Source organism: Pseudomonas sp. B1-22 (genome assembly GCF_050474425.1).
GTDB lineage: Bacteria > Pseudomonadota > Gammaproteobacteria > Pseudomonadales > Pseudomonadaceae > Pseudomonas.
This window is the reverse complement of the sequence record NZ_JBCHVH010000003.1, coordinates 452834-472269: the sequence shown is the minus strand read 5'-3', so window position 1 is coordinate 472269 and position 19436 is coordinate 452834. Positions and strand designations below refer to the sequence as shown.

At 66.3% G+C, this 19436-nt stretch carries 16 protein-coding genes and 1 riboswitch; of the genes, 3 read left to right on the top strand and 13 right to left on the bottom strand.

What is annotated here, in order from left to right; all coding sequences use genetic code 11:
• Positions 1–134 precede the first annotated feature (134 nt).
• Together ACQ5BL_RS14070 and ACQ5BL_RS14065 are read left to right on the top strand one after the other, a co-directional pair.
• Positions 135–1703: an AhpA/YtjB family protein gene (locus ACQ5BL_RS14070; protein ID WP_243804381.1), complete on the top strand. Its 1569-nt coding sequence runs from the start codon at positions 135–137 to the stop codon at positions 1701–1703.
• Between the two features lie 51 nt (positions 1704–1754).
• Complete coding sequence (locus ACQ5BL_RS14065) at positions 1755–2291, top strand: metal-dependent hydrolase (protein ID WP_243804379.1); 537 nt, start codon at positions 1755–1757, stop codon at positions 2289–2291.
• Here the strand turns inward: ACQ5BL_RS14065 and ACQ5BL_RS14060 are convergent.
• From ACQ5BL_RS14060 to ACQ5BL_RS14010, 11 genes are all read right to left on the bottom strand, one after another.
• Positions 2205–3524 (bottom strand): calcineurin, encoded by a 1320-nt coding sequence (locus ACQ5BL_RS14060; protein WP_243804377.1) that lies wholly within the window; start codon positions 3522–3524, stop codon positions 2205–2207. The two genes, ACQ5BL_RS14065 and ACQ5BL_RS14060, sit on opposite strands and share 87 nt — an antisense overlap.
• On the bottom strand, positions 3521–5122 hold the full coding sequence (locus ACQ5BL_RS14055) for an ArnT family glycosyltransferase (protein ID WP_243804375.1): 1602 nt from the start codon (positions 5120–5122) through the stop codon (positions 3521–3523). The genes ACQ5BL_RS14060 and ACQ5BL_RS14055 overlap by 4 nt, the downstream gene beginning before the upstream one ends.
• A gap of 222 nt (positions 5123–5344) precedes the next feature.
• Positions 5345–6064, bottom strand: a complete 720-nt coding sequence (locus ACQ5BL_RS14050) for a PqiC family protein (RefSeq protein WP_243804373.1) — start codon at positions 6062–6064, stop codon at positions 5345–5347.
• Positions 6065–6214: 150 nt separating this feature from the next.
• Complete coding sequence (parC, locus tag ACQ5BL_RS14045; RefSeq protein WP_243804371.1) at positions 6215–8479, bottom strand: DNA topoisomerase IV subunit A; 2265 nt, start codon at positions 8477–8479, stop codon at positions 6215–6217.
• 7 nt (positions 8480–8486) lie between these two features.
• A complete protein-coding gene (locus ACQ5BL_RS14040) occupies positions 8487–9011 on the bottom strand; it encodes a retropepsin-like aspartic protease family protein (RefSeq protein ID WP_243804369.1) in 525 nt (174 codons plus the stop codon).
• A complete protein-coding gene (locus ACQ5BL_RS14035) occupies positions 9008–10012 on the bottom strand; it encodes an esterase-like activity of phytase family protein (protein WP_243804367.1) in 1005 nt (334 codons plus the stop codon). The genes ACQ5BL_RS14040 and ACQ5BL_RS14035 overlap by 4 nt, the downstream gene beginning before the upstream one ends.
• Positions 10012–11907 carry a DNA topoisomerase IV subunit B gene (parE, locus tag ACQ5BL_RS14030; RefSeq protein WP_243804365.1) on the bottom strand — a complete coding sequence of 632 codons (1896 nt, stop codon included), beginning with the start codon at positions 11905–11907 and terminating at the stop codon, positions 10012–10014. Before parE ends, ACQ5BL_RS14035 begins: the two co-directional genes overlap by 1 nt.
• An 11-nt stretch (positions 11908–11918) precedes the next feature.
• The gene (locus ACQ5BL_RS14025) at positions 11919–12542 is read right to left on the bottom strand and encodes a YqiA/YcfP family alpha/beta fold hydrolase (protein WP_243804363.1); all 624 of its coding nucleotides are present in this window, start codon (positions 12540–12542) and stop codon (positions 11919–11921) included.
• A 79-nt stretch (positions 12543–12621) separates the two neighbouring features.
• The gene (gene cpdA, locus ACQ5BL_RS14020; protein ID WP_279577147.1) at positions 12622–13440 is read right to left on the bottom strand and encodes a 3',5'-cyclic-AMP phosphodiesterase; all 819 of its coding nucleotides are present in this window, start codon (positions 13438–13440) and stop codon (positions 12622–12624) included.
• A 156-nt stretch (positions 13441–13596) separates the two neighbouring features.
• A complete protein-coding gene (locus ACQ5BL_RS14015; RefSeq protein WP_207882254.1) occupies positions 13597–14055 on the bottom strand; it encodes a DUF1249 domain-containing protein in 459 nt (152 codons plus the stop codon).
• Positions 14046–14663, bottom strand: coding sequence for an NUDIX domain-containing protein (locus ACQ5BL_RS14010; protein WP_243804361.1), 618 nt, complete (start codon positions 14661–14663; stop codon positions 14046–14048). Before ACQ5BL_RS14010 ends, ACQ5BL_RS14015 begins: the two co-directional genes overlap by 10 nt.
• A gap of 207 nt (positions 14664–14870) precedes the next feature.
• Between ACQ5BL_RS14010 and ACQ5BL_RS14005 the strand changes: the two genes are divergently transcribed.
• Positions 14871–15623, top strand: coding sequence for an RsiV family protein (locus ACQ5BL_RS14005; RefSeq protein WP_243804359.1), 753 nt, complete (start codon positions 14871–14873; stop codon positions 15621–15623).
• A gap of 212 nt (positions 15624–15835) precedes the next feature.
• Here the strand turns inward: ACQ5BL_RS14005 and cytX are convergent, their stop codons facing one another.
• Complete coding sequence (gene cytX / locus ACQ5BL_RS14000) at positions 15836–17122, bottom strand: putative hydroxymethylpyrimidine transporter CytX (protein WP_243804357.1); 1287 nt, start codon at positions 17120–17122, stop codon at positions 15836–15838.
• 159 nt (positions 17123–17281) lie between these two features.
• Positions 17282–19162 (bottom strand): phosphomethylpyrimidine synthase ThiC, encoded by a 1881-nt coding sequence (gene thiC / locus ACQ5BL_RS13995; RefSeq protein WP_243804355.1) that lies wholly within the window; start codon positions 19160–19162, stop codon positions 17282–17284.
• A 112-nt stretch (positions 19163–19274) separates the two neighbouring features.
• A riboswitch (TPP riboswitch) is annotated at positions 19275–19381 on the bottom strand.
• Between the last annotated feature and the right edge of the window lie 55 nt (positions 19382–19436).

Sequence of the window (19436 nt, the reverse complement as noted above, 5' to 3'; positions counted from 1 at the left end):
CGCCGATCGGATTGACAGGCCCGATCGCCACCCATCTCGGCCTCCGTCGTATTGACAAGGCCTGCGGCGCTTTGCCCCTCCGGAGGCGCTCGTTATACTGGCCCGTATCTGCCCTACTGAAGACCGAGCCCGCTGTGACCCGGCCCACCTCCGTCAAGCCCGACAATTTCTTCCTGCTGCTCTTCCACGCCCTGCGCCAGCGCCGTGTGCCGATCGCCCTGCGAATCGCCATCCACACGCTGTTGCTGGTGGCCGCCGCCCTGGTGATCTACGCCTGGGTCATGGGCATGCAGTTCAAACAGGCCATGCAGCAACAGGCCGATGCCCTGGGCCAGAGCCTGACCACCCAGACGGCGCAGTCCGCTACCGAGCTGCTGGTGTCCAACGACATCCTCAGCCTCAACGTGCTGCTCAATAACCTGACGAAGAACCCGCTGGTCGCCCACGCGGCGATCTACAGCGTGGACAACCGCATCCTCGCCGAGTCCGGCACCCGCCCCAAGCAGGGCCTGCTGGGCGATACCGAGGGGCTGTACTCCACGCCCATCACCTTCCAGGAAGTGATCGCCGGCCACCTGCGCATCAGCCTCGACATGCACCAGTTCGAGCAGCCGATGACCGTCAGCCTGCAGAGCATGGGGCTGATCAGCCTGATCCTGCTGTTGCTCACCCTGACGTTCGGCCTGCGCCTGGGCCGGCAGATTTCCACCCCCTTGTTGCAGCTTCGTGTCTGGTTGCGCGATCCGGACGACCCCGCGCCCGGCGCCGGGCTGCAGAACGAGATCGGCGACCTGGCCCGCCAGCTGCAAGCGCGCCTGGTGCCGGAGAAACCGCCAGCCCCCGAGCCGGTAGTGGCCGCACCAGCGCCACGCCCGAAAGCCACGGCGAAGGCCGCCGCCAAGGAGCCCGTGCTGGAAGAAGCCGGCGCCAGAGACGAGCACGAGTTCGACGAGAATATCTTCTCCGAGGATGAACTCCCCGCGCCGAAAGCCCGTCGTTCCGCAGAATCCGAAGGCGACGAAGAGTTCCCCGAGGATGAGTTCGACACCCTGGCGGAAGAGGAAGCCGAGGACGAAATCGGCGTCGACGCCGAAGAAGAGCCCGAAGCCGAGCCGGAACCGCTGTCCAGCGGCACCAGCGCGGTCCTCGCCGTCCAGCTCGGCGCCCAGGAGCAACTGCGCCGCCTGCCGCGCGCGCGCCTGGTCGACCTGCTGCAACGCTACCGCGACTGCCTGGAACAGGCTGCGCGCCTGTACAAGGGCACGCTCTACACCCTCAACGACGGCGGCAGCCTGATCCTCTTCCACAGCCGCGACCAGGACGAGGAGTTCCTCACCAACGCCCTGTGCTGCGGCGAGCTGATGCGCGCCCTGGGCCACGCCCTGCAGATCGAGGTGGCCGACAGCGGCATCACCCTGCAACTGCAGCTGGGCCTGGTGCTGGGCGAAGACGTTGCCGACCTGGAGCAGGCCGAACTGCTGCAGGATTCCGCCGCACAGAACGCCCTCGCCCTCAGCCAGCACAGCCGCAACCTGCTACTGGTGGAGAAAAACATCGGTGATGACGAGAAAGTTCGCGAACGTGCGCGTATCCGCCCGATCGCCAGCCCGGAAAACGCCTCCTGCGTGGAATGGCTGAAGGAGCCCTATCCGTCGATGCTGGAACGCCAGCTCTCGCGCATGCGCGCCCTGCGCACCAGCTGACTCTCAATAGCAAGAGAGGGGGGCCGCCAGGCCCCTCGTGGAAAGGATTCCATGACCACGCTGATCACCCATCCCCTGCCGGCTCTGGCCGTCGGCCTTGCGCTCGGCTCACGAGCGATCCCGCCACGCCTGCTGCTGGCCGGCATGCTCGCCGCCTGCCTGCCCGACCTCGACGTGGTCGCCTTCAAGCTCGGCATCGCCTACAGCGACGCCTTCGGTCATCGCGGCTTCAGTCACTCGTTGCTGTTCGCCGCCCTGGTCGGGGCGCTCGGCGCCATGGCGTGTCGACTGCTGGACTGCGGCCCGCTGAGAGCCGGCCTGTGGATTGGCCTCGCCACCGCTTCGCACAGCGTGCTCGATGCCATGACCGATGGCGGGTTGGGTGTGGCCTGGTTCTGGCCCTGGAGCGATCAGCGCTACTTCCTGCCGCTGCACCCCATCGAGGTTTCGCCTATCGGCCTGTCGCGCTTCCTCAGCCCGCGCGGCGCGCAGGTGCTGCTGTCAGAGGCGCGTTGGGTCGGGATACCCTGCCTGGCCGTCGCCCTTGGCGGCATCGCGCTGCGCCGCCTGCTGCGCCTGCGCGACTGACTCGAACTGCATCCGGATCTGCTGCAACAGCGAAGGTCCTTCCTCGGCACCCTCCGGTAACTGCGCGGTATAACCCTGGAAACTGGCGAAACGCGCACGAAAGTCGAGGTCGATGCGGAAGCGGTTATCCCAGCCCGCCGAAGGCGCCGGCAGCAACTGGTCGCAACCTTTGAGCATCTGTTGCGACGGGCAGTCCCTGAAGGCCCGCGGATAGAACTGCCGCTTCCACAACACCCAGGGAGACAGCGACAGGGCATCGATACGGTTGCGCCGCAGGTCCAGCTCCAGCAATTGCAGCAGCCCGTTGCCGCCCAGGTACTCGTCCTGATAGTCCACCATCACCATGTCCACGCTGTGCCCCTGGTCGTTGAGCATGCGCGCGTGGGCCGAGCCCTCGACATGCCCACTCAGGGTCAGGAATATCTGGTCGTTGCGGCGGATCAGCTGCTCCCAGAGCAGGGGGCCACTGTCGCTGCCCTCGCGGGACAGCTGCGGGGCCTCGCCGGCCTTGTGGTAGAGGATGTTGTGCGAGACCAGGATCACCGGAATGTGCGGGTGCGCATCGATGACCTGCTGCGCCCAGTCGAGCGTTGCCTTCGACGGACTCCAGTCCAGCGCCAGCAGGAGGAAGGACTGGCCGTACCTGCGGAACAGATGGTACTGGCTCAGGCCCAACGGATCGCTGCCGCCATAGGTGCTCTGCCAGGCCGCGCGCTGCGGGCCGAAGTGATCCTTGAAGCGGTCGCGGAACGAGCGCTGGTCATCGGGCGTGACGGCGCCATGGATATCCCGGTCGCCGCTCATGATGCTGTAGGGCACACCGCCCTCCTCCAGTACCCGCATCGCCCCACTGGCGACCTGCCATTGGCTCAGAGTGCCGGCGTTCTGCACCACGTCGCCCAGGTGCACCACCATCGGCACCTGCAACACTTCGGCATTCTTCGCCAGCCACGAGGTCTGGGCAAAGAACGCCAGCGCCGGTTCGTAGGGCAAGCCCTCGAAGCGTTCCTTGCTGCGGAACAGACGCAGCTCGCGATGATTGTTCTCGGCGTAGAACTGCGTATCCGGCAACAGCGGCAGGATGAAGCTCCCCGACGGCGCAGTCACCTGCAGCGGCGGCATCGGGTGCTGGCGGAAGAAGGCCTGGTCGTGAGCGACGTGCTCGTAGCTGTCAGAGCCCTGGCAGCCGCATAGCAGCAAGCCGAGCCCGAGGGCGAATAACAGCGACTTCATCGCGCAGCACCGAACAGGCTGGCGTCGTTCACGCGCAGCAGGCAGAAGGGGTTGTAGTCGAAGCTCCCGCTGAGCAGCGGAGCCTCCAACGCCGGGTACTCGGCTTTCAGGCGCGCGGCACTCTCCGCCCCCAGCATCAGGTAGTACCGCCCGTGCAGCGCGGCGAGCTGTTCAGGGCTATCGGCGAACAGCGGTTGCATATCGCGGTCGAGGTTGACCATGAACTTGATCGCCTGCGCATCGCGCCCCATGCCGTAAAGCACCAGCGGCGCCGGATCCTTGAGCACTGCGGCGTCCACCGCCAGGGAAAACGCCCGGCTGTCATACAACTGCCGTTGCGCCGGCTCGATTACCAGCAGATAGCTGCCCCACAGCGCCAGCACCGCGCAGAGCGCCAACCACTCCGCACGGCGCTCGCGGCGCAACAGTCGGTGCAGGGCGAACAGCTGCAGGACGAGCAGAGCACCCAGGCATAGCCAGAGTTGCAGGCCAAGCCCTTGCAACGCCTGCGGGTAGCGTCGCCAGCCCAACCACACCGCCAGCAGCATGATCGCCGGCAGCAGCAGCCAGAGCGCCTGGGACAGGCCCCGCAGGAACACGGCCAGACGCTGACCGGCCACCTGGAACGGATAGGTCGCGACAATCGCCGCCAAGGGCGCCATCGCCACGATGTAGCGAGCCTTCTTCGCCTGCGGCAGCGACAGACCGATCATCACCACTAGTGCCGCCAGCGCACAGCCGATGACCAGCCGCGCCGCCGGATCGTTCCGGCGCCGCCACAGCAACGCCAGGGCCGGCACCGCCAGCGGGAATGCCAGGGCATAGTTGCCCAGCGAGCTATGGAAGTAATACAGCGCATCGCTGGCGCCGGCGCTGCCATCCAGGCGGCCGGTCACCTGCATGTGCAGCACATCCTGGGCGAAAGCCTCGCCGCCAACCCCTCGCGCCACGGACAGCAGCAGGACAGTGCACGCCCCCAGGAGCAGCAGCGCCGTCAGGGAGAAAGCCAGCAGGCGACGCCATTGCCGGTCCACCAGCAACTGGCTGCAGACCATGCCGGCCGGCACCACCAGCCCCAGCGGGCCACGCAGCGCGAAGCCGGCGAGCAACAGCGGTAGCAGGCGTGCCAGCAGCCCGATGCTGGAATAACGCTCGCCGCGCACCGCGAAGAAGAACGCCAGCATTCCCACCGCCGCCACCTGCAGATCGAGCGACACCGCCCGCGTCTCGCCGAGAAAGGTCAGGGTGAGCAGCAGCATTGCCACGCTGAGCAGGGCCCAGCGCTGGGAAAAGGGGACAACCAGGCGATAGGTCAGGCCGACGATCACGGCGGCCGCCAGGGCGCTTGGCAGCCAGGCGCTGAACAGGTCGACGCGCCCCAACGGCAGCGACAGCAGGTAGATCAGGAAGGTCGAGGTCGCCGGATAGTCCGGATAGGGCTCGCCATAGGTGGTCGGGAACAGGCTGGGGCCGTGGCGCAGCATTTCCTTGGCGAAGAGTACGAAGCGCGAGTCGAAGCCCACTACCGAGGCGCCATGTGCGCCCAGCAGAAACAGACCGAACGCCGCCAGGGCGACGCACAGCGTCTGTCGGGTCAAGGCGGTAGCCGCCTGACCGGAATGGGAAAGTGGAAGTGACGACGACACGTCGAGCCCCTGGCAGGCACGCTACGGAAGGATTTCCACGCGATCGAGACCTGCGAACGGCGACTTTGATACCACTTTGGGCGTCAAGAAGATGTCAAGCAGAGAGCGGCGTGCCGGGAAACCGGCCGCGATGCGAAACGGCCCGGAAAATCAGATTTTCCGGGCCATTTTCGGTCAGAAACGGTAGACCTCGACATCGGTGCGGATCGGCACCACCAGCGGGATTTTCGGCCCCTCTTCCTTGGGCTTGGCCTTCTCGGTATTGGCCACCGCCGGCTTGCGCGCCGGCGCAGCAGTCTGCTCGGCCACGGCCGCAGCCACCGGACGCACATCCTTGGCCAACTGCACCGAGAGCTTGCGCAACAGGTCGCCCTGCGCCCGAACCTGGTCCTGGATGCTGCCCGAATGTTCCTCTTCTTCGTGGAACACACGGCTATCGCGCAGCTCGCCCTTCTGATCGAGCAAGCGCCAACGCGCCTCCAGAACCGCGGGCTCCTTTGGGCCGGAGTCCAGGCGACTGATGGTCAGCATGACCTGCACCTGCGGGGTGAAACCGGGTTTCTCCGGGAACAGGGCCAGGCGGGTACTGTCGAGCTGGCTCGACAGCAGGCGCAGCAGTTGCTGGCTGACGTTGGTTTCCAGGCTCCCCGCCCAGCGGGCATCGGTGGACAGACTGAGAATGCCATCGGCCTGACGCTGGACCATGGTCTCACGTTTCAGATAGTCGGCCAGGGAGACCGGACCGAGGAGCACAGCGACACCATTTTCGCGGGTCGGAACCGACGCGGCACCTGCATCCAGTTGATACAGCTGGGTCGGTCGATTCACTGTGCAGCCCGCCAGCCCGAGGAGGCTGACGAGGGAAAGACATGCCAGGACGCGCAGAGCGCTCATCGTGAATCACCGTCATTCGCCGAGAATCGGCGCTACTTCCAACATTTCAAGTAACTTCAGGACAACGCGCCACGGCGCCGGTTGTCAAAGGGACCTATCATCCCTCAACCGGCGCCATAGCTCCAGCAGCAGAATGTATCGTGCTGCGTTTCAGTCCTGAGACAGCGATTCTACCAGCAGACTGTCCACTCGCTGGAAACCGCGTGGCAATTTATTGCCTCGACGACCCCTTTCGCCCTTGTAGTGCTCCAGGTCGTCACCCTTGAGGGAGAGCGTCCGCTTGCCTGCCTGCAGCACCAGAGTCGCGCCCGTCGGAAGAACGGCGAGGTCCGTCAGATACTCCTCGCGGCTCGCCACGCGGTCGCCCGGCACGCTGATGATCTTGTTGCCCTTGCCCTTGGCCAGTTGCGGCAGGTCGGAAACCTTGAACAGCAGCAGGCGGCCTTCGGTGGTGACGGCGGCCAGCCAGTCCTGCTCGACGTCCGCAACCGGACGCGGCGCCATGACCTGCGCGCCATTGGGCAGGCTGAGCAATGCCTTGCCGGCCTTGTTCTTGGCCTGCATGTCCTCGCCCTTGACCACGAAGCCGTAGCCGGCGTCGGAGGCCAGCACGTACAGCGCGTTGTCTTCGGGCAGCAGCACGCGGTCGAAGGTGGCGCCCGGCGGCGGTGTCAGGCGACCGGTCAGCGGCTCACCCTGGCCTCGGGCGGACGGCAGGCTATGGGCGGCCAGCGAGTAACTGCGGCCGGTGGAGTCGATGAACACCGCATACTGGTTCGAGCGGCCCGGCGCGGCCACCTTGAAGCCGTCGCCGGCCTTGTAGGACAGCCCGGTGGCATCGATGTCGTGCCCCTTGGCGCAACGCACCCAACCCTTCTCGGACAGCACCACGGTCACCGGCTCGGTCGGCATCAGCTCGGTTTCCGACAAGGCGCGGGCCTCGGCGCGGGCGACGATGGGCGAGCGGCGGTCGTCGCCGTAGGTTTCGGCGTCGGCGATCAGCTCGTCGCGCACCAGTTTGCGCAGCTTGGCATTGGAACCCAGGATCGCCAGGAGCTTGGCGCGCTCCTTGGCCAGCTCGTCCTGCTCGCCGCGGATCTTCATCTCTTCCAGGCGCGCCAGCTGACGCAGACGGGTGTCGAGGATGTAGTCGGCCTGCAGCTCGGAGAGCTCGAAACGCTGCATCAGGACCGGCTTGGGCTGGTCCTCGGTGCGGATGATGTGGATGACTTCGTCGAGGTTGAGGAAGGCGACCAGCAAGCCCTCCAACAGGTGCAGGCGCTTCTCGACCTTGTCCAGGCGGAACTGCAGGCGGCGGCGCACGGTGTCGGTGCGGTAGGTCAGCCACTCGCTCAGCACCTGGCGCAGGTCCTTGACCTGGGGTTTGCCGTCCAGGCCGATGACGTTCATGTTCACCCGGTACGAGCTTTCCAGGTCGGTGGTGGCGAACAGGTGGGTCATCAGCTCTTCGGCGTCCACGCGGTTGGAGCGCGGGATGATGACGATGCGGGTCGGGTTCTCGTGGTCCGACTCGTCGCGCAGGTCGGCGACCATCGGCAGCTTCTTGGCCTGCATCTGTCCGGCGATCTGCTCCAGCACCTTGGCCCCGGAGACCTGGTGCGGCAGCGCGGTGACCACGATGTCGCCATCCTCGACGCGGTACACGGCGCGCATGCGCACCGAGCCACGGCCGGTTTCGTAGATCTTCTGCAGGTCGGCGCGCGGGGTGATGATTTCCGCCTCGGTGGGGAAATCCGGGCCCGGCACGTGCTCGATCAGGTCGGCGACGGTAGAGCCCGGGTTATCCAGCAGATGCACGCAGGCGGCGGCCACTTCGCGCAGGTTGTGCGGCGGAATGTCGGTGGCCATGCCCACGGCGATGCCGGTGGTGCCATTCAACAAGAGGTTGGGCAGGCGCGCCGGCAGCACGGCCGGCTCTTCCAGGGTACCGTCGAAGTTCGGCACCCAGTCCGCGGTGCCCTGGCCCAGTTCGGACAGCAGGGTCTCGGCGTAGCGCGACAGGCGGGCCTCGGTGTAACGCATGGCGGCGAAGGACTTGGGATCGTCCGGCGCACCCCAGTTGCCCTGGCCGTCTACCAGCGGGTAGCGGTAGGAGAACGGCTGGGCCATCAGCACCATGGCTTCGTAGCAGGCCGAATCGCCGTGGGGGTGGTATTTACCCAGCACGTCGCCGACGGTGCGCGCCGACTTCTTGTGCTTGGCGTCGGCGTCCAGGCCCAGCTCGCTCATGGCGTAGACGATGCGCCGCTGTACGGGCTTGAGGCCGTCGCCGATGTGCGGCAGGGCGCGGTCCATGATCACGTACATGGAATAGTTCAGGTAAGCCTGTTCGGTGAAGTCGGCCAGTGACCGGCGCTCCACGCCCTCCAGACTCAGATCGAGGGTTTCGCTCATGCGTGCCTCACGGTGAAGATTGCTGGCGCAGCACCAGGGTGCCGTCCTGCTGGGTGAAATCGAGTTGCTTGAGGGCGCTCATGCCGAGCAGCACCTCGTCGCCTTCCATGCCCGGCGCGATCAGCGCGGACACGTCGTTCAAGCGGATGTCGCCAAGCTGCAGCGAAGACAGGCGCGTACGCCAGCCCTCGCTGCGGCCGTTGGCGGTGTTCAGGGTGATCGGAGCCCCCAGCGGCAGCCCCAGGCGCCGGGCCAGCGGCTGCGGGATGGCAACCTGGGTGGCGCCGGTATCGAGCATGAAGGTCACCGGCATGCCGTTGATCGTGCCGTCGACCACGTAGTGGCCGGCACGGTTGCCGAGCAGGCGCACTTCCACGTAGCCATTGCCCTTCACCGACTGCGGTTGCGCGTTCGGGTTGTGCTGGCGGTCTTCCCAGGCGCCGAAATAGCGGGTGGCGAGCAGGATGCCCGCGCCCCAGGCGAGGAACATCATGACCTTGCCGATCCGCCGTCCCGGCACTGCTTCGCTCATTTGCCACCAAGCCAACCGCCGCTCGGCGCGGCGAAGCGCAGCACGTAGGGCCGCGAATCACCGTCGGCGCGCGCGTGCTCGCCGTTGTCCAGGCCGATCCAGGCGCCCTTGTCGTCGATCAGCAGCGCCTCGGCCACGCCATAGGGCAGGTCATAGCGCCGCTGCGGCGCCAGGGCTCCAGCGGCGAACGACCAGCATTGCTCCTGCGCGCCGGTATTCACATCGCGACGGCAGATCTGGTGCGCCAGGCGTTCGAGGGTGAACAGCTTGTCCTTGTACAGCGCAAGGTCGGAGAAATCGATGGACAACGGTCGGTCACTGCCCAGTTCCGGCGGTGGCAGCATCGTGCCGCCCTCGCTGAGCAGCACGCAGTTGCCGTCGCACTTCCAGGTGCCGTTGTCGTTGCGCACCCGCAGCAGCCCCCGGCGCTGGCGCTCGGCCGCCAGCCACAGGCGCTTGCCGTCGGGGGCGACCACCAGCCCTTCGTAGAGCGCGTTGTAGCTCATCAGCAGGCCGCTGGCCCGGGCCTGGCGCAGCAGGGCCTTGGGCAGCGGCAGCCAGGACGCCTCGCCGGCCACCGGCAACAACAGGACGGCCGCGTAGCCTTCGCTGACCACGTAGCGGTTGCCCGCCTGATCGCAGGTGATGCCTTCGAAGTCCATCGCACCGCCGCGCACCAGGCTGCCCACGCTGACGCGCGCGCGCATGCCCCAGGACAGCCCGCTGTCCGGCACGCCGGGCGAGACGAAGGGCTCGGCGGTGGCCTGCCAGGCCTTGCCCGGTTGCTCGTCGGGCAGCAGGCGGTAGACGCGGTCGTCGTCACGGTCGGACACCGCCCACACCTCGCTGCCACAGTTCGCCAGCCCCGAGAGGTTGCCCTTGGGCATGCCCTCCACCGGATGCTCGGAGACGAACTGCAGGGTGTTGGACACCACCGCAGGCGCGGTATCGGCCAATGCAACGCCGGCGCACAGGCCGAAGGCGGCCAGCAGCCAGCGCATCAGGCGAAGTCCGCCAGGTTGCCCTTGGTTTCCAGCCAGGACTTGCGGTCGCCGGCGCGCTTCTTGGCCAGCAGCATGTCCATGACTTCCACGGTACCCTCGGCATCCTCCAGGGTCAGTTGCACCAGACGACGGGTGTTCGGGTCCATGGTGGTCTCGCGCAGCTGCGGCGGGTTCATTTCGCCCAGGCCCTTGAATCGAGTGACCTGCGGCTTGCCACGACGCTTCTCGGCGGCCAGGCGGTCGAGGATGCCATCGCGCTCGGCTTCGTCCAGGGCGTAGAAGACTTCCTTGCCCAGGTCGATCCGGAACAGCGGCGGCATGGCGACGTAGACGTGGCCGGCCTCCACCAGCGGGCGGAAGTGGCGGACGAACAGCGCGCACAGCAGGGTGGCGATGTGCAGGCCGTCAGAGTCGGCGTCGGCGAGGATGCAGATCTTGCCGTAGCGCAGCTGGGTCAGGTCGGCCGCGCCCGGGTCGACACCGATGGCCACGGCGATGTCGTGGACTTCCTGGCTGGCGAGCACTTCGCCGCCGTCCACTTCCCAGGTGTTCAGGATCTTCCCGCGCAGCGGCATGATCGCCTGGAACTCCTTGTCCCGCGCCTGCTTGGCCGAGCCGCCGGCGGAGTCGCCTTCCACCAGGAACAGCTCGGCGCGCATCGGGTCCTGCCCTGCGCAGTCGGCCAGCTTGCCGGGCAGCGCCGGGCCCTGGGTGATCTTCTTGCGCTCGACCTTCTTGCCCGCCTTGAGACGGCGGCCGGCGTTGTTGATGGCCAGTTCCGCCAGTTGCAGGCCCAGCTCGGGGTGGGCGTTGAGCCAGAGGCTGAAGGCGTCTTTCACCACGCCGGAGACGAAGGCCGCCGCCTCGCGGGAGGACAGGCGCTCCTTGGTCTGGCCGGAGAACTGCGGCTCCTGCAGCTTCATCGAGAGGACGAAGGCGATGCGCTCCCAGACGTCTTCCGGCGCCAGCTTCACACCGCGCGGCAGCAGGTTGCGGAATTCGCAGAACTCGCGCATGGCATCCAGCAGGCCCTGGCGCAAGCCGTTGACGTGGGTGCCGCCCTGGGCGGTGGGAATCAGGTTGACGTAGCTTTCCTGCAGCGATTCGCCGCCCTCGGGCAGCCACAGCAGGGCCCAGTCCACCGCTTCCTTGTTGCCGGCCAGCGCGCCGCAGAACGGCTCGTCGGGCAGGCGCAGGTACTCGGAGACCGAGTCGACCAGGTAGGAACGCAGGCCATCCTCGTAATGCCATTCGACGCGCTCGCCGCTGGACTTGTCCTCAAAGGTGACCAGCAGGCCGGGGCACAGCACGGCCTTGGCCTTGAGCACGTGCTTCAGGCGGCTGACCGAGAACTTGTGCGAATCGAAGTATTTGGCGTCGGGCCAGAAGCGCACGGTGGTACCGGTGTTGCGCTTGCCGACGCTGCCGACGACTTCCAGGTCGCTGGACTTGAAGCCGTCGGCGAAGGTCATGCGGTATTCGCTGCCATCACGCTTCACACGCACTTCGACCAGGGTCGACAGCGCGTTCACCACCGAGATGCCCACGCCGTGCAGGCCGCCGGAGAACTGGTAGTTCTTGTTGGAGAACTTGCCGCCAGCGTGCAGCTTGGTAAGGATCAGCTCGACACCCGGCACGCCCTCTTCGGGGTGGATGTCCACCGGCATGCCACGGCCGTCGTCGATCACTTCCAGCGAGTTGTCCTCGTGGAGGATCACCTGCACGCTTTTCGCGTGGCCGGCCAGCGCTTCGTCGACGCTGTTGTCGATGACTTCCTGGGCCAGGTGGTTGGGACGGGTGGTGTCGGTGTACATGCCCGGGCGCTTGCGCACCGGATCGAGGCCGGAGAGGACTTCGATGGCGTCTGCGTTATAGGCGTTCTGCTGGGCCATGGGGTCCCTACTTAATCAGAGGAAATTGGTTCAAAGGTCGAGAAGTCTACGTCGCGCCACAGGCCGGAGGGTATACCGGCGAAGGCCAGCAGCGCCGGCAGGTGGCTGACGAAGCGCTGGAAGCCGTGGTCGCCGCCCGCCTCGATGCGCAGGGCGCAGGCCCGGTAGTAACGCTCGGCGGCGCGGTAATCGAGGGTTTCGTCGGCGGTCTGCAGCCACACCTGGTAGCGCGAGCCATCGACCGGCGCCGGCACTTCCAGTTCGGCCAGGGCCTGGACGTGATCGTGCGTCAGCTCCCAGGTCTCGCCGCTGTAGTAGTTGGTCTGCGGGCCGAGTTGGCCATCGAACAGCCGGTGCGGCGCCACTGCCGGGTTGACCAGCACGGCCTTCAGGCCATGCCGCTCGGCCAGGTGGGTCGCGTAGTAGCCGCCCAGGGAGCTGCCGATCAGCAGCGGCTGGCCGAGTTCGGTGATTGCCGCTTCCAGCTGCGCCATGGCCTGGCGCGGATGGTGGTGCAGCGCGGGAACCCGCACCTGCCCGCCCAGCCCCAGGTGCTGCAGCGCGGCCACGAACTGGCGCGCCTTCTGCGAGGCGGGCGAGCTGTTGAAGCCGTGGATATAGAGGAATGCAGTCATGGGCCGGGAGGCTACAAGCTGCAAGCGCCATGCCGCAAGTGGGTCGCACCGAGGATGGCGACTGGTACGAGCCCCGGCCTCAATAGCCCTTGATGCTGTAGTCGACTTCGAAGTCGATGCCGGTCACCCGCGACACGCCGGTTTCCAGCGAACCATCGGGATGCAGGCGCAGCCAGCGGTAGCCCGGAGCGGGACTGTCGACACAGAAATCCTCGCTGCCCGGCGTGAACTGCACGCAGGTGGACGGCGAGGCCAGCAGGCGGACGTCGCCGCGCATCCGGTCGATCTCCTGGTGCACGTGGCCCCAGAGCAGGCAGCGGACATTCGGGTAACGGTCGATCACCGCGAACAACCGCTCGGGATTGTGGATGCCGATGCGATCCATCCACTGGCTGCCGATGGGCACCGGATGGTGGTGGAAGCTGATCAGCAGGTGCTTGTCCGGCGCGGCCTGGATGGCGCGTTCGAGCAAGTCGAGTTGCTCATCGTTCATCTGTCCCGGCACGGCGCCCGGGATGGTGGAATCGAGCAGGATGACGCGCCAGGTGCCCAGGTCGATCACCGGCTCCAGCAGGTCGGTGCCCGCCGTCGCTTCGCGCATCATTTCGAGTTCGTCATGGTTGCCGGGGAACCAGCGGATCGGCGCGGCAAGCGGCGCGGTGATCTCACGGAAGCGCTGGTAGGACGCCAGGCTGCCATCCTGCGACAGGTCGCCGGTGGCCAGCACCAGGTCGACGTCCGGCTGCTCGTCACGGACGAGGCGGACCACCTGGTTCAGGCTGTCGGCGGTATCCATGCCCAGCAGGCGACCATCGGGTTCAGCGAACAGATGGCTGTCGGATAGCTGGACCAGCAGGACCGGTGCGGTAGCGGAGGGATGTGCGGGCACTGGAGGCAAAGCGCCTTCTCCTGTGAGGCGGGCGTCCACGATGGGATGAGTATGGTGACAGTCACGCCCTCCGGCAAACCGGGAAAGCGTCACAGATCACATTTAGGGACACGCGGCGGACGACGGGCGGACAGCATATCATGGCGCAATGCCATCATGACGATATCAGCGCTGCAGCACCGGCTCCAGCTCATGGCCGCAGGACAGGCAGTGGCTCAGCCATTCGCCGAGGAACAGGTTGAGCTGGTTCTTCTCGTCTGGCTGGTGCATCGCCTGGTTCGGGTAGGGGTAGATCGCCAGCAGACGCCGCGCCTGCTCCGCGCCAACCACTTCGGCCATGCGCGCGTCGTGGTACACCCGCACTTCCAGCCTGGGCGCCGGCAGCCAGGGCAAGCCCAGCTCCTGGCGCACCTGCAGCACGGTGGTGTAGGGGCAGGCTTCCACCACGTCCAGCGCCAGCACGCCGAGCAGGCGCTCGCCTTCGCTGAGCGCCACGCGGCGCGAGACCTGGGTTTCACGCATTTCGGGCAACAGGCGCATCAGGCGCAAGTAGTTCGCCTCGCAGGTCGCCTGCAATCCGGCCAGGTCGACGCGATAGCGCTCGCGCAACAGATTCACACCCATAACCCCCTTACCTCGGCGCGATTCAGCGCCAGCCATTGCAGGGCGAGCATGCTCGCCGCGTTGTTGATGCGTCCATCGCGCACGGCCTGCAGCGCCTCCTCGAAGGGCAGCACGTGCACACGGATATCCTCGCCCTCTTCCGCCAGGCCATGAATGCCCGCCGCGCCGCTGCTGTCGCAACGGCCAACGAACAGGTGCACCAGCTCGTTGCTGCCACCGGGCGACGGCAGGTACTGGGCGATCGGCCAGAGCGCGCCGAGGGTCAGCCCGGCTTCTTCAATCGCCTCGCGGCGGGCGACTTCTTCGGGTTCCTCGTCCCGGTCGATCAGTCCGGCGACCAGCTCCATCAGCCAGGGGTTGACCCCGGCTTCCATAGCTCCGACGCGGAACTGCTCGATCAACACCACTTCATCGCGCTGCGGATCATAGGGCAGCACGCAGACAGCGTCGTGACGCACGAACAATTCGCGGGTCACGACCGGCCCCATACCACCGGCGAACTGGCGATGCCGCAGGTGCAGCCGGTCGAGTTTGTAGAAACCCTTGAAGCACTGCTCGCGCTTCTGGATCTCGACATCCTGGGGGCCTGGTTTGAACGTATCCGACATCCCGTTCCACTCACTGATCGATTGAACTTCGCGCCATCCTATCGCGCCGCCCGGCATGGCGCAGCCTCTTTCTCGGACCGCCCGGCGGGCCGCGCAAGCGTGCGCCCGTCACCTGCCACCAAGCCGCGGAGTGGTTCATACTGCCGGCCGAACCTGCGGCCGCCATGACGGTCCAACCCGCCCATGTCCGCGACGACAAGGAATCCCATGCGTCTTCTGAAACTCGCTGCCCTCGGCAGCCTCTGCCTGTTACTGGGGGCCTGCCAGAGCCTGTTCAAACCCGGTCTCGACGAACCGCTGAGCGCCCGTCACACCAGCTTCGAGCACCTCAAGCCCGGTTGCCAGGGCGAGCAGTGCCCGCTGTTCAACCTCGACACCCTGAGCTTCGACGACGAGCCGGCGCTCAACGCGGAGATCGACCGCCAGCTGCTGGAGCTCGCACGCAGTCCCGACGGCGCCGTGCCGGCCAGTCTCGATGTCTACGAGAAGCGCTTCCTGGACAGCGCCGAGCCGGGCTGGAGCAGCTACCTGCAAGCCAAGATCCGCGAACAGCATGACGGTCTGGTGATCATCGAGCTGTCCAGCTATCGCTTCACCGGCGGCGAGTACGGCCAGCCGGGACGCGCCTTCATCAATTATGACCGTCGTCTGCACAAGGTGTTGGCTTTGCAGGACATTCTTCTGCCCGGTCAGGAGGAAGCCTTCTGGAAGACCGCGCGCCTGGCGCACCAGGCGTGGATTCTGCAGAACAAGCTGGATGAGCAGGACCCGAACTTCTCCAAGGACTGGCCGTTCCAGACCACGCCGCACTTCGCCCTGACCTTCGGCGCGCTGACGCTCAAGTACGACATCGACCGTATCGCGCCGCACTCGGTCGGGCATCCGGAGTTGAAGATTCCGTATCCGCGCCTGAATGGCATCGTGAAGCCGTATTACTTCCCGGGGCGTGGGGCGCAGTAGATCAGCGCCGGAGTTGCCGGTGAATCATCGCGGACGAAGTCCGCTCCTACGTCAGGACTCAGCACGTGCGTAGGAGCGGATTCATCCGCTATCAGCCGGCAACGCCGGCATTGGGCGGGTTCGCGAGCAATAACGATGGCGTCCCCCTCGCTCCTACAAAAACCGTTGCGCCGGCGTTGAGCCTGTAGGAGCGAGCTTGCTCGCGAACCGCCTCAGGCCGAAGCCAACTCCTTGGCGCCAATCCGCCCCAGCAGCAGCTGCAGCACACCCGCCACCACTAGCGCCGGCAGGGTCGCGCCCAGGTCTGGCTGGTAGTTCGCCAGCAGGTGATAGACCACCACGCCACCGCCCCAGGCCAGCAGCGAGCCCCAGCGCAGGCCGTGGGGAATTGCGGCCGGCGCACGGCGACGCAGGACGAAGTGGTCGACCAGCACCACACCGAACAGCGGGGCGAATACCGAGCCGATCAGCAGCAGGAAGTTCTGGTACTGCGCCAGCGGCGCGAACCAGGCGATCAGGGTGCAGATCACGCCGATCGCCAGCGCCAGCTGCTCGACCTTCAGCGGCAGCAGGATGCCGCTGGAAACCGCCGCCGAGTGGATGTCGGCGAAGGCCTTCTCCGACTCGTCCAGCAGGATCAGCAGCAGCGGGATGCCCATGCCGGCACCGGCCAGCGCCAGTAGCAGCGCGTTGGCGTCGCTGCCTTCGGCGAACGCCAGGGTATAGGCCACGCCCAGGCCCATCAGCCAGAAGCAACCGATGAAGAAGCCCAGCGCGGCACCGCCGAAGGTGTGCCCGGCCCGTTTGCCGAAGCGCGAGTAGTCGGCGATCAGCGGCAGCCACGACAGCGGCATGGCAATGGCGATGTCGAAGCCCACGGCGAACGGCAGCGAACCGTCGCCGGCCTTGGCCCAGAGCGCGGCCAGGTCGGCGCGCTTGAACAGGTCGAAGGTCAGCCAGATACAGGCGGCGATCAGCAGCCAGATGCCCCAACGGCGCAGCACGCGCCGCACGAAGGCGAGCGGGCCGCTGACGGCCAGCAGGGTCGCCAGTGCGCCGAACACCAGGGTCCAGAGCGCCGGGTTGGCCCATGCACTCCCTTCACCGAAGGCACGACCCGCCAGCAGGCTGGCGGCATCGCGCATGACGATGATCTCGAAGGCACCCCAGCCCACCAGTTGCAGCAGGTTGAGCACGGCCGGCAACGCGGCGCCGTGGCTGCCCAGGCTGAGCTTGAGCGAGGCCATGGCGGCCAGGCCGGTGTCGGTGCCGATCACCCCGGCGCTGGCCAGCAGCAGCACGCCCACCAGGGTGCCGAGCAGGATCGCGCCGAGCGCGCCAGCAAGACCCAGGCCGGGCGCCAGCAGCGCACCGGTCTGCAGCACCATCAGGCCGATGCCGAGGGAGAACCACAGGGAAAATACGTCGCGCAGGCCGAGCACACGCTGGGCGCTGTCGACGGCGACGGTGGGGGAATAGTTGGTGGCGGTAGTGGTCACGATGCGTGCAGGGCTCAATGGTTGGGATTGTTTTTTGTTTTTCGTAGGAGCGAGCTTGCTCGCGAACAGCCCAGCCGCAGAGTCGCCAGCGAGCATGGTTCGCGAGCAAGCTCGCTCCTACAGGCATCCCATCCTCGACGATGAGGATGGGGATACCGGTCACACCTGCTTGTAGATCACCGAGCCTTCTTCCTTGAAGCGCGCGGACTGCTGCTGGAAGCCGGCCTCGATGGCTTTCTGCTCATCGGTCAGGCCGTTTTCCTTGGCGTAGTCGCGGACTTCCTGGGTGATCTTCATGGAGCAGAACTTCGGGCCGCACATGGAGCAGAAGTGCGCGACCTTGGCCGAGTCCTTGGGCAGGGTCTCGTCGTGGAAGGCACGGGCGGTATCCGGGTCCAGGCCAAGGTTGAACTGGTCTTCCCAGCGGAACTCGAAGCGCGCCTTGGACAGCGCATTGTCGCGAATCTGCGCGCCGGGATGCCCCTTGGCCAGATCGGCGGCATGGGCGGCGATCTTGTAGGTGATGATGCCGGTCTTCACGTCATCCTTGTTCGGCAGGCCCAGGTGCTCCTTGGGCGTGACGTAGCAGAGCATGGCGCAACCGTACCAGCCGATCATCGCCGCGCCGATGCCGGAGGTGATGTGGTCGTAGCCCGGCGCGATGTCGGTGGTCAGCGGGCCGAGGGTGTAGAACGGCGCCTCGTCGCAGCACTCCAGCTGCTTCTCCATGTTTTCCTTGATCAGGTGCATCGGCACGTGGCCGGGGCCTTCGATCAGCACCTGGACATCGTGTTTCCAGGCAATGCGGGTCAGCTCGCCGAGGGTCTCCAGCTCGCCGAACTGCGCGGCGTCGTTGGCGTCGGCCACCGAACCCGGACGCAGGCCATCGCCCAGCGAGAAGCTGACGTCGTAGGCCTTCATGATTTCGCAGATTTCCTCGAAGTGCGTATAGAGGAAGTTCTCCTGGTGATGCGCCAGGCACCACTTGGCCATGATCGAGCCGCCACGGGAGACGATGCCGGTGACGCGCTTGGCGGTCAGCGGCACGTAGCGCAGCAGCACGCCGGCGTGGATGGTGAAGTAATCCACGCCCTGCTCGGCCTGTTCGATCAGGGTGTCGCGGAAGATTTCCCAGGTCAGGTCCTCGGCGATGCCGTTGACCTTCTCCAGCGCCTGGTAGATCGGCACGGTGCCGATGGGCACCGGGCTGTTGCGCAGGATCCACTCGCGGGTCTCGTGGATGTGCTTGCCGGTGGACAGGTCCATCACCGTGTCGGCGCCCCAGCGGATGCCCCAGGTGAGCTTCTCCACTTCTTCCTCGATGGAGGAGCCCAGCGCGCTGTTGCCGATGTTGCCGTTGATCTTCACCAGGAAGTTGCGGCCGATGATCATCGGTTCCAGTTCGGTGTGGTTGATGTTCGCCGGGATGATCGCGCGGCCGCGGGCCACTTCGTCACGGACGAATTCGGGGGTGATTTCCTTGGGGATGCTGGCGCCGAAGCTCTGGCCCGGATGTTGCGCATCGAGCAGGCCGGCGGCGCGGGCTTCCTGCAGCTTCATGTTCTCGCGGATGGCGATGTATTCCATCTCCGGCGTGATGATGCCCTGGCGCGCGTAGTGCATCTGCGTGACGTTCTTCCCGGCCTTGGCGCGGCGCGGGGTGCGCACGTGGGCGAAGCGCAGGGCGTCGAGACTGGCGTCGGCCAGACGCGACTGGCCGAATTCGGAGGTCAGGCCCGGGAGGATTTCGGTGTCGCCGCGCTCGTCGATCCAGCGCGAACGGACGTCCGGCAGGCCCTTGCGCAGGTCGATGCGCACATCCGGATCGGTGTAAGGGCCGGAGGTGTCGTAGACCATCACCGGGGCGTTCTTCTCGCCGCCGAAGGCGGTGGGCGTATCGGCGAGGGAAATTTCCCGCACGGGGACGCGGATGTCCGGGCGAGAGCCGGTGAGGTAGACCTTTTTCGAATTCGGGAAGGGCTGGGTCGACTGGCGGTCCAGCTGTTCAAGGCGGGTGACGTTGTTTTTCTGGTTGCTCATCCTGGCTCTCCTGGGGGTGATTGCCGGGGAGAACCTGGGACGAGAGGAGCTGCTTGCCGCAGCGAAGGGACGCACCCCGGGAAGGGCTGGGGCCGGGGCGGAATGCGCCGCGGGATGCGTACTTCTTGTTCCCTACGCGGGTATTAACCCGATCAGGTTCAACGGGATCCGGAACTATCCGATCTCAGCCCTTCGCATGGGGCACCCCGACAAGAACGCCCGCAGTCTAATCAAGTGGGCAGCGATTAGCCAATGCCGTCTGACCGAAAACTAC

Bases quoted from the DNA above. Each gene is read 5' to 3' on its own strand.
- ACQ5BL_RS14065 (WP_243804379.1), top strand. From the start codon at position 1,755: ATGACCACGCTGATCACCCATCCCCTGCCGGCTCTGGCCGTCGGCCTT.
- ACQ5BL_RS14060 (WP_243804377.1), bottom strand. From the start codon at position 3,524: ATGAAGTCGCTGTTATTCGCCCTCGGGCTCGGCTTGCTGCTATGCGGC.
- ACQ5BL_RS14050 (WP_243804373.1), bottom strand. From the start codon at position 6,064: ATGAGCGCTCTGCGCGTCCTGGCATGTCTTTCCCTCGTCAGCCTCCTC.
- parC (WP_243804371.1), bottom strand. From the start codon at position 8,479: ATGAGCGAAACCCTCGATCTGAGTCTGGAGGGCGTGGAGCGCCGGTCA.
- ACQ5BL_RS14040 (WP_243804369.1), bottom strand. From the start codon at position 9,011: ATGAGCGAAGCAGTGCCGGGACGGCGGATCGGCAAGGTCATGATGTTC.
- ACQ5BL_RS14035 (WP_243804367.1), bottom strand. From the start codon at position 10,012: ATGCGCTGGCTGCTGGCCGCCTTCGGCCTGTGCGCCGGCGTTGCATTG.
- parE (WP_243804365.1), bottom strand. From the start codon at position 11,907: ATGGCCCAGCAGAACGCCTATAACGCAGACGCCATCGAAGTCCTCTCC.
- ACQ5BL_RS14025 (WP_243804363.1), bottom strand. From the start codon at position 12,542: ATGACTGCATTCCTCTATATCCACGGCTTCAACAGCTCGCCCGCCTCG.
- ACQ5BL_RS14015 (WP_207882254.1), bottom strand. From the start codon at position 14,055: ATGGGTGTGAATCTGTTGCGCGAGCGCTATCGCGTCGACCTGGCCGGA.
- ACQ5BL_RS14010 (WP_243804361.1), bottom strand. From the start codon at position 14,663: ATGTCGGATACGTTCAAACCAGGCCCCCAGGATGTCGAGATCCAGAAG.
- ACQ5BL_RS14005 (WP_243804359.1), top strand. From the start codon at position 14,871: ATGCGTCTTCTGAAACTCGCTGCCCTCGGCAGCCTCTGCCTGTTACTG.
- thiC (WP_243804355.1), bottom strand. From the start codon at position 19,162: ATGAGCAACCAGAAAAACAACGTCACCCGCCTTGAACAGCTGGACCGC.